Origin of the sequence: Flavivirga algicola, from assembly GCF_012910715.1 — a bacterium.
Taxonomy (GTDB): domain Bacteria; phylum Bacteroidota; class Bacteroidia; order Flavobacteriales; family Flavobacteriaceae; genus Flavivirga; species Flavivirga algicola.
In genome coordinates this window covers 119243-135000 of record NZ_JABBHF010000012.1, presented here as the reverse complement: position 1 = coordinate 135000, position 15758 = coordinate 119243, and the positions used below count along the sequence as shown (strand labels likewise).

The following is a 15758-nucleotide window of genomic DNA, read 5'->3' as shown; positions in this document are numbered from 1 at the left end:
TTGTAGTGTCGTCGAAGGCTGGCCGTGAGGCCTACTGGAGAAGCTACAAAAGAAAATGTAGGCATAAGTAACGATAATGCGGGCGAGAAACCCGCACTCCGAAAGACCAAGGTTTCCTCAGCTATGCTAATCAGCTGAGGGTTAGTCGGGACCTAACGCGAACCCGAAAGGGGCAGTGGATGGACAACAGGTTAATATTCCTGTACCTGCTCTCACCAAAAGTGACGGAGGCGAATAGTTGGTGCGTGCTGACGGAATAGCACGTTGAAGCCAGTGGCAACACGGCGATAGTACACTGAGGCCTCGGCCAAGGTGATAATCCAGCGGATCGACTTCCAAGAAAAGCGAGAGAAGCAGCCCGTACCCCAAACCGACACAGGTGGTTGGGATGAGAATTCTAAGGAGCTCGAGAGATTCATGGCTAAGGAACTAGGCAAAATAGACTCGTAACTTCGGGAGAAGAGTCGCCCCGCATCAGCGGGGCCGCAGTGAAAAGGTCCAGGCGACTGTTTATCAAAAACACAGGGCTATGCTAAATCGAAAGATGACGTATATGGCCTGACACCTGCCCGGTGCTGGAAGGTTAAGTGGAGGGTTTAGCTTCGGCGAAGATCTCAAATGAAGCCCCAGTAAACGGCGGCCGTAACTATAACGGTCCTAAGGTAGCGAAATTCCTTGTCGGGTAAGTTCCGACCTGCACGAATGGTGCAACGATCTGGACACTGTCTCAGCCATGAGCTCGGTGAAATTGTAGTATCGGTGAAGATGCCGATTACCCGCTGTGGGACGAAAAGACCCCGTGCACCTTTACTATAGCTTAGTATTGGTTTTGGACAAGTAATGTGTAGGATAGGTGGGAGACTTCGAAGCTGCGTCGCCAGGCGTGGTGGAGTCATTGTTGAAATACCACCCTTTGCTTGTCTAGAGTCTAACTCACGTTGTGAGGACAGTGCTTGGTGGGTAGTTTGACTGGGGTGGTCGCCTCCAAAAGAGTAACGGAGGCTTCTAAAGGTACCCTCAGCACGCTTGGTAACCGTGCGCAGAGTGCAATGGCATAAGGGTGCTTGACTGAGAGACCTACAAGTCGATCAGGTTGGAAACAAGAGCATAGTGATCCGGTGGTTCCGCATGGAAGGGCCATCGCTCAAAGGATAAAAGGTACGCCGGGGATAACAGGCTGATCTCCCCCAAGAGCTCACATCGACGGGGGGGTTTGGCACCTCGATGTCGGCTCGTCACATCCTGGGGCTGGAGAAGGTCCCAAGGGTTGGGCTGTTCGCCCATTAAAGTGGCACGCGAGCTGGGTTCAGAACGTCGTGAGACAGTTCGGTCTCTATCTACAGTGGGCGTTAGAAATTTGAGTGGATCTGACTCTAGTACGAGAGGACCGAGTTGGACAAACCTCTGGTGTACCAGTTGTTCCGCCAGGAGCACTGCTGGGTAGCTACGTTTGGAAGGGATAAGCGCTGAAAGCATATAAGCGCGAAACCCACCACAAGATGAGATTTCTTTAAAGGGTCGTGGGAGATTACCACGTCGATAGGCTACAGGTGTAAAGGCAGCAATGTCACAGCCGAGTAGTACTAATAACCCATAGGCTTATTGTACGCCTGTTTTTTTATAGGTTCAACCATTGTTATGCTTCATGTGCTTCATCCACGGATGTTTTTTCAATATGTCACGATATATGTCTTTCCGATACGGAAAGAGGCCCCGCACGGGTTGCGGGACAAAGATTTAAGGTGGTTATAGCGATGGGGCTCACCTCTTACCATTCCGAACAGAGAAGTTAAGCCCATTAGCGCCGATGGTACTGCATTGTAGTGGGAGAGTAGGTCGTTGCCTTTTTTGGAAGCCCTTCATGGAAACATGAAGGGCTTTTTGTTTTTTTAAATAATCAACCACAATATAAATGACGTAAAAGTAGAGGGATAAGTTTATTGCTGTTTTATATGTAAGGATATAGTACTTCTAAGACTAATTGATAATCATTTATTAAATTCAATTTATTTAGTTATTTTAGTATCCATGAACATTATTATTCAATCTACACTTCATACGTTAAAAAAATCTCAGCATTTACTAGATAATTTAGATGATGATATACTCAGCAACACCTCTATATCTCCTTATAATTCGAGTATAGGCTCTCATTTAAGGCATATTTTAGATTTTTATGATTGTATTTTAAATATAAAGGAAGCTTATGTTGATTTAACAGCTAGAAGAAGAGAGCATAAAATTGAAACTTGCTGTGATTCTGCTAAAGGTTATTTAGAAAGTCTAATGAATCAACTGACTCATTTGGATAGAAACCTTGATGAGACTGTTCGGGTAATTGATGATTTAGGTCTTGGAAAAACAGAAATACCATATACCTTATCGGCTTTGTTAGCTCAAGCCAATAGCCATACCATACATCATTATGCTATTATAAACTATATATTAGATAGGTTGGGTATTATAATTGATGATAGTGACTTTGGTTATAATCCTACGACTCCCAAAGAGGCAACACATTAATATTTTTATTTTTTAAACATACTATCCAATATCGTGTTCAGACCTTTAAAGGCTAAATAGATAGCTAATCCGCAAATAAGTATTGCTACAATAAGGATAGGAATATATAAAGGCTTTTCTTGATTACTAAAGGCAATATGAATGAGAGTAGGCCCTAAAAACATAGCTCCTAAAGAAGATCCCATTATTTTCAATCCTTTTAAAAGAACCTCACGATTGGTTTTTTTAGTTTCCATCTTTATGTTTTTTAATAGCTAAGCGAACGTTACCATGTTTTGTTAGTAATTGTTGTGCTTCTTTTTCTGAAATATTTAATTCGCTCATAATCATTTTAGTACCGCGATCTACTAATTTATTATTGCTTAACTGCATATCGACCATTTTATTACCCTTTATATGACCAAGTTGAATCATAGTAGAAGTTGTAATCATATTTAGAACTAATTTTTGGGCTGTACCCGCTTTCATTCTAGAACTACCAGTAATGAATTCCGGACCCACAATAACTTCTATGGGAAATTGAGCTGTTTGAGATAATGGACTATGATGATTACAAGTAATACACCCAGTCACTATTCCATTTTTATGACATGCTTTTAGAGCAGAAATAACATATGGTGTTGTACCAGAAGCAGCAATGCCAACAACAACATCGTTTGAATTTATACGATACTTTTGAAGGTCTTCCCATCCTTGGGTTAGAGAATCTTCGGCAAATTCTACTGCTTTTCTAATAGCAATGTCGCCACCAGCAATAAGACCAATAACCAAGTCGTGAGAAACTCCAAATGTAGGTGGGCATTCCGAAGCATCCAAAATACCTAAGCGACCACTTGTACCGGCCCCTATGTAAAATAACCGTCCGCCAAGTTTAAGTTTTTCTACTACTTGCTCTACTAGTTTTTCTATTTCAGGAAGCGCCTTTTCTACAGCTAGAGGAACTGTTTTATCTTCATGATTTATACTACTTAATAACTCATGAAGGGGCATCTTTTCAAGGTGGTCGTAATTGGAATCCTGCTCTGTTGTTTTGGTAAAGCTCATACTTCAAAAGTATGAATTAATCCCGAGTTTTAATCATAAAGAATATCCTCAACTTCAATTTTTTTATCATTTATAAAATCATAAAGTGTCAGTTGTCTTAATATATAATAATCCCTCCAAAATTTTTCAAGAGAATTTAAGTATTGGAGAATGGCTCTGTCCCTTTCTTGTAAGGCGATATTCAAATCTGTGATGGTAATTTTTCCGAGCATGTACCTCTTTTTAGAAATATCATATCTCTTAGTGGCTACTTCCTTAGCTTTTTCTGAAGTAAATAAAAAATCTCTTTGATTTGACCAGTTTAGGACGTGTAAATAAATCTCTTGTTCAAATTCTTGCTTGTCTTGATTGATGTTATTATTCGTTAAATCTAAATCAGCTTCAGCCATTTTGCGTTTAGATTTTGATACACCCCAGTCAAATATAGGTATACCGACTGAAACCGAAACATTTTGTTGTTTATTAAAGTTGTTAAAGAGGTTGTTAAAATCGTCACCATTTTGAGAGATTCCAAAATTGGCTCTTATCCCCAATTTTAATCTGTTATTTCCTTTTTGGAATGCCACTTCTTTTTCTGCTTGCAACCGTTTTCTTCTAAATTCGATAACAGCTTTTCTATTTGCTTGCGCTTCTTCCAATGCCTTGTTTATATCAACCTCAAAAAGTGGTAATTCTTCGGGAATATCTAATTCTAAATCTTCGGTTTCAAGCTCCAAGTACCGTGCTAAATTTTGAGAAGTTCTCTTTAAATCTACCATATTTGTAGTTACTCTGTTTTTAGAATTTAAAAGGGCTAATTCCATTTGTAATAATTCATTTTCCGCAATTTTCCCCATTTTAAACCTACCTTTTGCTATTTGATATAAGGTATCCTGATTTGATAAATTTGTTTTTGCGATTTCTAATTGCATTTGTGCTTTAAGTAATCCAAAATAGCGTCGGGATGTATTAACAGATATTTGTTCCATGTTTTCTACAAAATCTCTTTTAGACTCTTCATAAACTAGTGGTTCAATTTTTTTATCCCATTTAAAGGGGTTGTATAAGATTGAATTTTGAAAGTAATTAACAGAAAATGGAATAACAGAGTATCCGATATTATCGTCAAGCCCAAAAAGCTCAACACGCTCCAGGTTTGTATTTATTGATAGGGTACCTCCTGTATAAGGAACACTTTGGGATATTGACAAACCACCTTCTATGAGTAATTGGTTTTGATTTACAAATATATCTTGTCCTGAATCATTTGTAATTCTACGTACAGAATTTCTATATTCAGGTAAGGTTGCGTTAAGTCTGAGTTCTGGAAGAAAACTCGCTTTATAATTTCTATAGCGCCAATAATTTGATTGATTTCTATTTAGATTGACTTTATAATCTGGTGATTTTTTTTGTGCAATCTCTATAGCCTGACGAAGCGTTATCTTTTTTGATTGTGAAAAGGTGAATAAGGGAAAGATAAGGATTAATATAACAAGTATTTTTTTCATATTTTATTTATTCAGATCTTAAAGCTTCAATAGGTTTTTTATTAGCTGCTGCTTTGGCTGGAAATATACCAAAGATTAGCCCAACAATTACGGCTATAAAGAATGAGAGCGTAATAGAGTTCATTGATAAAACGGTCTCTATACCAGAAACGATTTCAATGACATAGGCACCAATAACTCCGACAATAATTCCAATAACGCCACCACCAACACTAATAAGTACAGATTCTGATAAAAATTGTAGAATAACATCTTCTTCGGTAGCACCAATAGCACGTATTATGCCTATTTCTTTGGTTCTCTCTAATACGGAAGCTAGCATAATATTCATAATGCCTATCCCCCCAATTAATAAAGATATACCAGCAATGATACTTAATACAATATTGAAAATTTGTTTTGTTTTTTGTTGCTGCTTTAAAAGTTGAATGGGAATACTTATTTCGAAATCTAATACATCGTTATGCCTGCGTTTTAGCATTTTACTTAAAACTTCGGCTGTTGCTTTTAATTCATTTGAATTTGAAACCTGAGCGGTTAATTTATCTATTTGATGATAATTACCTCTAGGGATTCTCTTTTTGGGGCCATTTTGATTTCTATTTCGCCCCCTTCCTCCTTTGGCACTTATTACTTTTCGGTCTTTATATCGAACTAAAAATGTTTTAATTGGAATGTAAACATCTTCATTTAAATCTCTTATACCTAGATTTTCTTGCGCTTTATCCGATATTAATTTTTCTTCAATAACTCCAATGACTTGTAGCCAAACATCTTTAACTTTTATTTGTTTGCCTAGGGCGCTTTCGCCTGTAAATAATTTTTTTTCAACTTTTTTGCCTACAATGCAAACAGGCAACGCATTTTTAATTTGATAGTCTGAAAAACCTTTACCATTTTCTAAATTGATATTTGATGATTCAAAAAAACTAGGGGATATACCAATGAGTTTAACCGGGTTTTGTTTTCCGTTGTTTATAACATAAGTGTTTAAAATTATTTCAGGGCTAACGAGTTTTACACTAGGAATATTTTTTTGAACACTCACGGCATCCAACATATCTAGGCCTTTAGAAAATCGTTTGGATTCAGATTCACCACCATTTTCATCACTTTCTTTAGCATCTTCATCTTTTTCATCTAATATTGGTGTTACAACAATATTATTTACACCTACTAATTCCAACTGTGCCAATATCTCTTTTTCTGCACCATTCCCAATAGCAAGCATCGTAATTACTGATGCCACACCAAAAATAATTCCTAAGGCTGTTAGAAAAGTTCTAACCTTATTGGTCTTGATAAACCAAAATGCTTCGTTAAAATTAGATTTTAGTTTCTCTAAAAGTATTCTATCTATCATGCTTATTTTAATAGCGTTATACTTTTTTCTTCTATACCCTCTGGTTTACTTAAATAAACAACGTTATTTTCCTCTAAGCCTTTTTTTACAATGACAACTTCATTATTGGAAGCTCCCAGCTCTACTTGTTTTTTATTAATAGATAAGCCTGATTTTACATAGGCATAACTAATGGAATCCTTTGAAAAAACTGCCTCTAAAGGAATTGTTAAAACATCATCTTGCTGACTTATCAATATTTTATTCGATGTGGTCATTCCTGGTCTGATGTTCTCATTTGTTTCATTAAGCTTTATTAAAACCTGGAATAGCTTAATGTCTGATCCTGCTTTGGTCTCACCTACATTGGCGACACTTGTAACGATGCCATCTAGTTCTATGTCTGGAAAAGCATCAAAGCCTATTTTTACAGTTAATCCTTCTTTGATTTTTCTAATATCGACCTCATTACAATAAGTTTTCGATTCCATTTTTGTTAAATCGGGTAAACTGGCAATTGCAGGTTCCCAGGGTGTTATAGTGGAACCTACTTTCTTTTTAGTACCATTCCATTGTTTAACATAGGTTACCATGCCAGCATCATCAGAATAGATCGTGAATTCTTTTTGTAATTTTAACAAATCTTCTATCCTTTTTTTAATCTTTGAAACTTCAGTGCCAGCAATGATCATTTTAGCATTTGCCTGCCTCTTTTTTATTGAATAGTCAGCTCTTTTTTCCTTTAAATCGCGTTCTGTTTTTTGTATTTTAATTTCTAAGGATCTAATGGTGGCTGGAGATTCGTATGCTGAGCGTTCCAATTCCAATTTGTCTTCTTCGATATTGAACAACAAATCTTTTATGGTATTGCGTTCTTGTTTTAGGGTAAGCGTAGTATCAAGTTTTTGTTGTATATACTTCGATTCGGCCTTTTCTAAGTTCAATTGCGCATCATTAAGTTTTCCGTTTACTTCAGAAGCATCAAGTTTACCAATATAGCCACCTTTTTTAACAACAGTACCTTCTGCTACTAAATCTTGAATTTTTATTTGGTAAATATTAAATCGTCTAGCATTACTTGGGCCATTAATTTTTTTTGAACTGGTGGACTGTGCTTCTCCAGAAATAAATACTTCATTTTTAAAAGTGCCTTTTACAACTTTAGTGGTAAGTGAAACATCGCTATCATTACTAGGAGAAAAATATGAATAAGCAATAACGAGTAAAATGATTAAGCCTATTGTGATGGCTATCTTTTTTTTATTCATTTGGTTTGTTGGTTTGATTGATGATTGGTCAAAAATATATAAAAAGTTGACTCACATTATTTTAATTTTGTTAATATCATCATAAATTATACCAAACCGCCTATTTTCGTATGTAAAGTATATAGGAAAAATAGGAAATAAATTATTTATTCAATTGTATAAGAGAAAATTGAGGTTTCTGAAACTCTAAAATAGCCTAACGGATAGTTACTAGGGTTAGTCTGGTTAATACAATTTCCTCTCACGGTTGCAGGTTGGATTTCGAATGGGTCACCAGACTGATTATCATTTTGTTGGAGTAATATGTTTAAATATTCGAAAGCACGCTTAGAAATTCCAGAATTTCGTATTGTTAGCTGATCACCAGCGATGAGATTATCTTTAGAATAAAATCCAAAAATTTGATTACCATCCGTAAATTCATCATCGTAAACCTCAAGGTTGAGTGCGTTAGTATTAATGATAACGAATTCAAATAAATAATAGTTTTCAATGTTTGCAGGATCTGTATAATAGGCTTTTATTTCGGTTTCATCACCAGAGAATCCGCCATTATCTTTTTGTTCTACAAAATCAATTGGAACAACAGGCATTAATGTTTCGGTTGCTGTGTAAATTTCGTTATTATATATTATTGTAAGACTATAAATATTGTTGATTACTGGAATGAAGGTGTCATTTTTGTACATTCCCGTGTTTTCGCCTTCTTCAATAAAATTAAAAGTATTATTGTTTTGGTCTGTAACTCTAACTATTGCCCCGGAAGCAGGCGGGATGTTATTCCCATAATATGGTGCCGTAAGGCTAAGTCGAATGAATTGTGTTTTTCCATCGGTGCCTTTTATCCAGTTTAATGAAGCATCTATGACGAGTCTAGGCTCTGCAGTTTCTAAATCCAGATTTATAACATCCTCACAGGATGTACAGAGGAAACATATGAGTAATATATATATAATTTTTTTCATCAGCTTATAGTTTGAAATTATAAGATATTGATGGTACAATTCCAAATATTGCTAATCGAATAGCTTGATTTGATTTTGTTGTGGTGTCTTGATCAAAAGTAATCGATGCTGCATTTTTACGATTGTATAGATTATAAATTCCGAATACCCAATGACTTTGCCATCTACTATTTTTTTTAGATTTGGGTGTATATGTAAACGATACGTCTAATCTATTGTAGGATGGTAATCTATCTGAATTCCTGCTATTAAAATTAGGAATAGTTATACCGTTAAATACATAGCGTCCGTTTGGAAACGTTGCAGGTTGTCCAGTTTGAAATAAAAAGTTTGCATTAATTTTCCATTTATTATTCCAATGATACGTACCAGTGCATGAAATATCATGTGTTTTATCGTAAGGAGATCTGTACCAATTACCATTATTAATTCCCAGTTCTATTGGTGTCCTGCCTTTAGTTTGTTGCTCAGATTTTGATAGGGTGTATGCTACCCAACCTTTAAATTTCCCTTTGTTTTTTCTTAGGAGTAACTCTAGACCATAAGCTTTGGCTTTTCCATTTAAAATAACCTGTTCAATAGCATTGTTTGCAATTAAATCGGCTCCGTCTATATAATCGATTCTATTTTTTACAGTTTTGTAGAAGCTCTCTAATTCTAAAGAATAGTTATTATCTCCAAAATTCTCAAAATATCCTATGGCAAATTGATCTAATAATTGTGGTTTTATATATTTACCACTTGGTGTCCAAATATCTAAAGGCGTAGGAGAGTTGGTATTTGAAAGGAGGTGTAAATATTGACTCATCCTGTTATAACTCATCTTTATTGAACTGTTTGAGGTTATTTGATACGCTAAAGAAGCTCTTGGTTCCAGATTAAAAAATTTAGAGATAACATCACTCCGTTTAAAATTTTCGGTGCCAATTGGAGCTGCTTTCTCATAAATTTGAAAATCTTCATTAAATAAAACAGCTTGGTTGTTTTCATAAATATTTAATTCATCTTGTCCCAAGCGATAAAAAGAACTTAAACGAATCCCGTAGGATAGAGCAAGTTTGTCTGTAACCTTTTGCTCAACATCCAGATAAATTGCATTTTCAAAAGCATATTTATCAATAAGTTTAAACGGATTAATACCTGAAGTAGGTACGGTAGGATTTATTTCTCCAGGATTAAATTTGTAATAGATACTATTTAACCCGTACTGAAGTTTTATTTTATCATTTAAATAATGTTTGAAGTCGTATTTTAAATTAAAATTTTGAATACCTGAAACCCAATCAAACTCTACAAAGCTTAATTTTAAATCGTAATAATAATCGGAATAGATTAATGATAAGTTAGAGAAGAGTTTATCTGAAAATAAATGATTCCATCGAAAATTTAAAACCGAATTTCCATAAATATTTTCAAAAGTGTCTTCAATTCTAAATACATCACGGCCAAAATACCCAGATAAGTAAATGTTGTTTCTATTATTTAATTTGTAGCTCAATTTGGTATTTAAATCATAGAAGTAAGCAATATTATCAATATCAAAAATGGGCAAAAATAAATGGGCATAGCTTGACCTGCCACCAAAAAGAAAAGATCCTTTTTCTTTTTTTATCGGACCTTCGGCGAGTAATCTACTAGAGACAATACCTAAACCTCCATTCATATGAAATTCTTTGCTATTGCCTTCTTTTTGGTAAATATCCAATACAGATGAAACTCTTCCGCCATAGCGGGCAGGAATCCCCCCCTTATACAATCGAAGATCTTTGATGGCATCTGGATTAAAAACAGAAAAGAAACCAAACAAATGAGATGAATTATAAATTGTAGCTTCATCTAAAAGAATTAAATTTTGATCTGCCGCACCACCTCTAACGTTAAACCCCGAAGACGCTTCCCCAGCATTAGTAACACCAGGTAGTAACGTAATGGCTTTTATGATATCTGCTTCCCCTAGTACAACGGGTATTTCTTTTATAGTTCTGGATGTTAGTTTGTTAACACTCATTTGGGGAGTCTTGATGTCGGGTTTTTCTATATTTTCAATAATGATTATTTCATTTAAACTTTCTGAAGAATCTGTTAAACTGAAATTTTTGGTATTATCTTCCGAGAGTATAATGGTCTCAGATTTTGTAGCAAAGCCCAAATAGCTAATGACTATTTTGTAGGTGCCTTCGGGTAATGTAATGGAGTAAAACCCATATTCATTTGTGGTCGTTCCAGATTGAATTTCTGGAAAAATGATATTGACCCCAATAAGAGTTTCGTTACTTTTTTTTTCAAAAATAGTTCCACTCAACGTAAATTTTTGCTGAGCTTCTATCGATAGTATGTTAAAACACAAGATGAAGAGAAACCACAAAAGAAGGTTTTTCATGTAATAGCTTTTTTATAAAAGTATAAAAAAAGCTCCTAAAAGGAGCTTTTTAATATTTTTTATAGTCATGTAACTATTGTAAAATACTATTAAACGTTTCGCTAGGTCGCATAACTTGGTTAATAAGTACTTCATTTGGCTCGTAGTATCCGCCTATATCTGTAGGTTTGCCTTGGATATCATTTAGCTCTTTTACAATAGTAGTTTCATTATCAGCTAATTGTTTAGCTATAGGAGTGAACTCGGTTTTTAGAGTCTCATCTTTTGTTTGATTAGCTAATTCTTGTGCCCAATACATGGCTAAATAAAAGTGACTTCCTCTATTGTCTAACTCGCCAGCTTTTCTGGAAGGTCCTTTTTTGTTTTCTAATAATTTTTCGGTAGCATCATCTAAAGTTTCTCCTAAAATTTTTGCTTTTGCATTATTGTTAACTTCACTGAAATGCTCTAAAGATACTGCTAATGCTAAGAACTCTCCTAAAGAATCCCAACGTAAATGGTTTTCTTCTAATAATTGTTGAACGTGTTTTGGAGCAGAACCACCAGCTCCAGTTTCAAATAAACCACCACCATTCATTAATGGCACTATTGATAACATTTTAGCACTTGTACCAACCTCTAATATTGGGAATAAATCTGTTAAATAATCACGTAATACATTACCAGATACAGAAATGGTATCTTTTCCTTCTATAATTCTTTCGCAAGTATAAGTTGTAGCATCAACAGGAGACAAGATTTTTAGATCTAGTCCTTCAGTATCGTGATCTTTTAAATAAGTGTTTACTTTTTTAATTAATTCAGCATCATGGGCTCTATTTTCATTTAGCCAGAATACAGCGGGGGTTTGAGAAGCTCTTGAACGCGTTACAGCCAATTTTACCCAGTCTTGAATTGGGGCATCTTTAACTTGACACATTCTCCAGATATCACCTTCTTCTACCGTGTGTTCTAGTAATGTATTTCCTGAAGCATCAATAACCCGAACGGTTCCATTAGATGTTATTTCAAAAGTTTTGTCGTGAGATCCATATTCTTCTGCTTTTTGCGCCATAAGTCCAACATTGGGAACGGTTCCCATAGTTGTTGGATCAAAAGCCCCATGTTTTTTACAAAAATCTATGGTAGCCGCATAAACGCCTGCATAACTACTGTCTGGAATAACAGCTTTGGTATCTTGTAGCTTACCTTCAGCATTCCACATTTGACCAGAAGTACGAATCATAGCTGGCATTGAGGCATCGATAATAACATCACTTGGAACATGCAGGTTTGTAATACCTTTATCACTATTTACCATAGCTAGTGCTGGACCATTTTGATAAACAGCCTTGATATCTGCCTCTATCTCTTTACGTTTGGCATCAGGGAGTTCTTCAATTCTACTTAAGAGGTTACTAACTCCAGAATTTACATTGACACCTAATTTTTTTATAGTATCTCCATGTTTTTTAAACACGTCTTTATAGTATGCTTTTACGGCGTGACCAAATATAATAGGGTCGCTAACCTTCATCATGGTACCTTTCATATGCAAAGAAAAGAGCAAATCATTTTTTTTCGCATCAGCTACTTGTTCATCTAAAAATGAAACAAGCGCTTTTTTGTTCATAACAGTAGCATCGATTATTTCTCCTTTTAATAAGTCAAAACTCTCTTTTAAAACCGTTGTATTGCCATTATGGTCTATATGCTCAATTTTTACACTTGTAGCTTCAACTAAGGTTGTCGATTTTTCATTATGGGCAAAATCTCCAGATTGCATAGTTGCTACATGCGTTTTAGAGTCACTCGTCCATACCCCCATGGTATGTGGGTTCTTTTTGGCATAATTCTTTACAGCTTTAGGTGCACGTCTATCTGAATTCCCTTCACGAAGGACAGGGTTTACAGCACTACCTTTAATTTTATCGTAGCGTGATTTAATATCTTTTTCAGATTCGTTCTTTGGGCTATCCGGGTAATTAGGTATACTAAAACCTTGTGACTGCAGTTCTTTTATTGCACCCTTTAATTGTGGTATAGAAGCACTAATATTAGGTAGTTTTATAATATTAGCTTCGGGCTTTTTAGCCAAATCACCAAGAAATGCTAAGTCATCTGAAACTTGTTGGTCTTCATTTAAAAAATCAGGAAATACAGCTAAAATTCTAGCTGCTAATGATATGTCTTTGGTTTCAATATTGATTCCCGAAGATTTAATAAAAGCTTTAACAATAGGTAAAAATGAGCGTGTTGCTAAAGCTGGAGCTTCATCTGTTTTTGTATAAATAATTTTTGACATTGGTGTCGTTTTTTTTGAATTATTGTAAAGCTAAAAACATGTATGCATGTAGATTCGTTTTTAGCCCTGCGAATATACAAAAATGCCTCGTTAAAAATGTTTAAATATTGTATGAAAAACAATTAAAAAGGAATAGTTTTATAAGAATGGTAAAAAAGTTAGATGTAAGTAAGGATTTAATAAAAAACAGGTATTGAAGTTACAAAATAACAAAAGCCATATCACGAAAGAACTTAATCTTCTTTGATATGGCTTTCTTTGAAATAACATGACGTGACCTAATTAGCATTGCTACTAAATCAGTTTAAACTTGCATTTAAACCTTTTCAATTCAAGTACTGCTATTTCAACGAAACAAATCAGTAATTTTCAATATGCATTGACCTACTACTTAAAATGTTTCTATTAATTGTTCTTTTTGATGCTATCAATCGCATTTTTCGTTTTCACGTTAAACTTGATTAAAGCATTGCTTTCATTACAACATACACTTTCGTTTCTGTTGCTTTTAGAGCTTTCAATTACACGAGTAGCTAACTGCTTGCACATTTAGGACTTTTTGTAATCTCATGGTCTTTTGCTCTCACACGCATACACGTGGCACACCAAAACCTCAAAAAACAATTAATTATAATAAAGAACGTTACCTTATTTTAGAATATAATACAAATTCATGTTACCATGAAACCAACCGAGGTTGTTAATAATTCTTTTGCTAAGATAGTATTGGAAATCAAAAAAACAAATTTTTCAAAGCATTAGATATCAACTATTTATAAACTTAACTTATTAACTTTTGTTAATAAAAAAAGCCTTGATAAAAATCAAGGCCTTTATATAATTGTTTTGTAACAATACGCTATTAGTGTCTTCTCTCTTTAATTCTGGCTTTTTTACCAGTAAGACCTCTAAAATAGTAGATTCTGGCTCTACGTACTTTACCACGTTTGTTAATCTCTATTTTTTGTAAAGCTGGTAAGTTAATTGGGAAAATACGTTCAACCCCAATAGACCCAGACATTTTTCTAATGGTAAAAGTTTCTGATGTTCCAGAACCTCTTCTTTGTATCACTACACCTCTAAAAAACTGAGTTCTTGTTTTGTTACCCTCTTTAATCTCGTAATAAACAGTGATTGTATCACCAGCTGAAAATTCTGGTAAATCTTTTCTTGTTACAAATTCGTCTTGTACAAATTTTACTAAAGATTCCATATCTTTAAATTTAATTATAATTAATTCAGAACAACATTCACGATTCTCGCCAGAGGTTAACCCGAAATTGGCTGCAAAGATAGTTAATAATTAATAATGCACAATTAATAATTGTATTTTTTACGAGAGCTCTTTTTTTATTAATTGTACAGCAAAAAGAAGGATTCCGAGAGCAAAAATAAAATAAGATAATCCCGATATAATAGATATAATGCCTTGTACCTCCAAAACCTTTTCATAATTCCCTTGCGATAAAACTGGCCAAAGGATACCGATAAGAGATGTTAATATCATAAAAATCGCTCCCAAAAGAATTAAAAAACTAGCTGTAGTTTTTTGCTTGTTTAAAATAATAATGCTGCCAATTAGTAATAGAATATGGGATATCCCTGAAAAGATAGTTCCAATTATTGCACTGTTGAAAAAGTCATTTGCAACGGTAAGCTCATCCATAATATTTTATTTAAAACATGAAATGTTCAAATATATAAAATAATATAACAAAGTTTGGATGTTCTGATTTGACTTTTAGCACTTTAAAAGTTACAATTTTAAAGATTAATCGTCCAGTAAATCTGGTCTACGTTCTTTTGTTCTTAAATAAGCCTGTTCTTCACGCCATTTTTCAATCTCGGGAAGGTTGCCGCTAAATAATAATTCAGGGACTTTCCAGCCTTTATAATCGCGTGGCTTTGTATAAATAGGAGGTGCTAACAAATTATCTTGAAATGAATCGGTTAGAGCAGATGTCTCATTACCCAGTACCCCAGGAATTAATCGTATTACAGCATCGCAAAGCACGGCAGCTCCCAATTCACCACCAGACAATACATAATCGCCAATAGAAATCTCCCGCGTTATAAAATGGTCACGTACTCGTTGATCGACTCCTTTATAGTGGCCACATAGAATAATAATATTCTCTTTTAATGATATCTGGTTGGCAATGCCTTGTTTTAAGGTTTCTCCATCTGGTGTCATATAGATCACTTCGTCATAATCTCTCTCTGCTTTTAAAGCTGAAATGCACTTATCTATGGGCTCAATCATCATAACCATACCAGCTCCACCACCAAATTGTGTGTCATCGATAGATTTATAATTATTGGTAGTATAATCTCTTAGGTTATGAAAGTGCACTTCTACCAAACCAGCATTAATGGCCCGTTTTAAAATTGAGGCTTCAAAAGGACTTTTAAGTAATTCTGGTAAAACAGTAATAATATCTATGCGCATTGGGTTGTTTTAA

Annotated in this window: 12 protein-coding genes and 2 rRNA genes (1 of these 14 cut by a window edge); 3 read left to right on the top strand and 11 right to left on the bottom strand. The window is 34.7% G+C overall.

The features are described 5' to 3' along the window. The 3 genes from HHX25_RS18400 to HHX25_RS18390 form a co-directional block, all read left to right on the top strand. Positions 1-1607 (top strand): 23S ribosomal RNA (locus HHX25_RS18400) (it extends 1214 nt beyond the left edge of the window). A 131-nt stretch (positions 1608-1738) separates the two neighbouring features. Beyond that, a 5S ribosomal RNA gene (gene rrf, locus HHX25_RS18395) occupies positions 1739-1848 on the top strand. A 180-nt stretch (positions 1849-2028) separates the two neighbouring features. Then, positions 2029-2523: a DinB family protein gene (locus HHX25_RS18390; RefSeq protein ID WP_169676515.1), complete on the top strand. Its 495-nt coding sequence runs from the start codon at positions 2029-2031 to the stop codon at positions 2521-2523. 5 nt (positions 2524-2528) lie between these two features. Here the strand turns inward: HHX25_RS18390 and HHX25_RS18385 are convergent, their stop codons facing one another. The 11 genes from HHX25_RS18385 to trmD form a co-directional block, all read right to left on the bottom strand. Continuing rightward, a complete protein-coding gene (locus HHX25_RS18385; protein ID WP_240964572.1) occupies positions 2529-2759 on the bottom strand; it encodes a DUF6095 family protein in 231 nt (76 codons plus the stop codon). Then, positions 2749-3567: an N-acetylmuramic acid 6-phosphate etherase gene (murQ, locus tag HHX25_RS18380; RefSeq protein WP_169676514.1), complete on the bottom strand. Its 819-nt coding sequence runs from the start codon at positions 3565-3567 to the stop codon at positions 2749-2751. Before murQ ends, HHX25_RS18385 begins: the two co-directional genes overlap by 11 nt. A 29-nt stretch (positions 3568-3596) precedes the next feature. Further along, positions 3597-5057, bottom strand: a complete 1461-nt coding sequence (locus HHX25_RS18375) for a TolC family protein (RefSeq protein WP_169676513.1) — start codon at positions 5055-5057, stop codon at positions 3597-3599. A 7-nt stretch (positions 5058-5064) separates the two neighbouring features. Next, on the bottom strand, positions 5065-6420 hold the full coding sequence (locus HHX25_RS18370; protein WP_169676512.1) for an ABC transporter permease: 1356 nt from the start codon (positions 6418-6420) through the stop codon (positions 5065-5067). 2 nt (positions 6421-6422) lie between these two features. Then, on the bottom strand, positions 6423-7667 hold the full coding sequence (locus HHX25_RS18365) for an efflux RND transporter periplasmic adaptor subunit (protein ID WP_169676511.1): 1245 nt from the start codon (positions 7665-7667) through the stop codon (positions 6423-6425). A 146-nt stretch (positions 7668-7813) separates the two neighbouring features. Continuing rightward, a complete protein-coding gene (locus HHX25_RS18360; RefSeq protein ID WP_169676510.1) occupies positions 7814-8632 on the bottom strand; it encodes a DUF4249 domain-containing protein in 819 nt (272 codons plus the stop codon). 4 nt (positions 8633-8636) lie between these two features. Continuing rightward, on the bottom strand, positions 8637-11012 hold the full coding sequence (locus HHX25_RS18355) for a TonB-dependent receptor (protein ID WP_169676509.1): 2376 nt from the start codon (positions 11010-11012) through the stop codon (positions 8637-8639). Positions 11013-11085: 73 nt separating this feature from the next. Continuing rightward, positions 11086-13296, bottom strand: coding sequence for an NADP-dependent isocitrate dehydrogenase (locus HHX25_RS18350; RefSeq protein ID WP_169676508.1), 2211 nt, complete (start codon positions 13294-13296; stop codon positions 11086-11088). Between the two features lie 862 nt (positions 13297-14158). Beyond that, positions 14159-14509: a 50S ribosomal protein L19 gene (rplS, locus tag HHX25_RS18345; RefSeq protein WP_169676507.1), complete on the bottom strand. Its 351-nt coding sequence runs from the start codon at positions 14507-14509 to the stop codon at positions 14159-14161. A 120-nt stretch (positions 14510-14629) separates the two neighbouring features. Next, a complete protein-coding gene (locus HHX25_RS18340; RefSeq protein ID WP_169676506.1) occupies positions 14630-14962 on the bottom strand; it encodes a hypothetical protein in 333 nt (110 codons plus the stop codon). Positions 14963-15067: 105 nt separating this feature from the next. Beyond that, complete coding sequence (gene trmD, locus HHX25_RS18335) at positions 15068-15745, bottom strand: tRNA (guanosine(37)-N1)-methyltransferase TrmD (protein WP_169676505.1); 678 nt, start codon at positions 15743-15745, stop codon at positions 15068-15070. Between the last annotated feature and the right edge of the window lie 13 nt (positions 15746-15758).

Excerpts from the sequence above, each read along its gene's own strand:
- HHX25_RS18340 (WP_169676506.1), bottom strand. The coding sequence starts at position 14,962 with ATGGATGAGCTTACCGTTGCAAATGACTTTTTCAACAGTGCAATAATT.
- trmD (WP_169676505.1), bottom strand. The coding sequence starts at position 15,745 with ATGCGCATAGATATTATTACTGTTTTACCAGAATTACTTAAAAGTCCT.
- HHX25_RS18375 (WP_169676513.1), bottom strand. The coding sequence starts at position 5,057 with ATGAAAAAAATACTTGTTATATTAATCCTTATCTTTCCCTTATTCACC.
- HHX25_RS18350 (WP_169676508.1), bottom strand. The coding sequence starts at position 13,296 with ATGTCAAAAATTATTTATACAAAAACAGATGAAGCTCCAGCTTTAGCA.
- HHX25_RS18360 (WP_169676510.1), bottom strand. The coding sequence starts at position 8,632 with ATGAAAAAAATTATATATATATTACTCATATGTTTCCTCTGTACATCC.
- HHX25_RS18370 (WP_169676512.1), bottom strand. The coding sequence starts at position 6,420 with ATGATAGATAGAATACTTTTAGAGAAACTAAAATCTAATTTTAACGAA.
- HHX25_RS18390 (WP_169676515.1), top strand. The coding sequence starts at position 2,029 with ATGAACATTATTATTCAATCTACACTTCATACGTTAAAAAAATCTCAG.
- HHX25_RS18355 (WP_169676509.1), bottom strand. The coding sequence starts at position 11,012 with ATGAAAAACCTTCTTTTGTGGTTTCTCTTCATCTTGTGTTTTAACATA.
- HHX25_RS18385 (WP_240964572.1), bottom strand. The coding sequence starts at position 2,759 with ATGGAAACTAAAAAAACCAATCGTGAGGTTCTTTTAAAAGGATTGAAA.
- HHX25_RS18365 (WP_169676511.1), bottom strand. The coding sequence starts at position 7,667 with ATGAATAAAAAAAAGATAGCCATCACAATAGGCTTAATCATTTTACTC.
- rplS (WP_169676507.1), bottom strand. The coding sequence starts at position 14,509 with ATGGAATCTTTAGTAAAATTTGTACAAGACGAATTTGTAACAAGAAAA.
- murQ (WP_169676514.1), bottom strand. The coding sequence starts at position 3,567 with ATGAGCTTTACCAAAACAACAGAGCAGGATTCCAATTACGACCACCTT.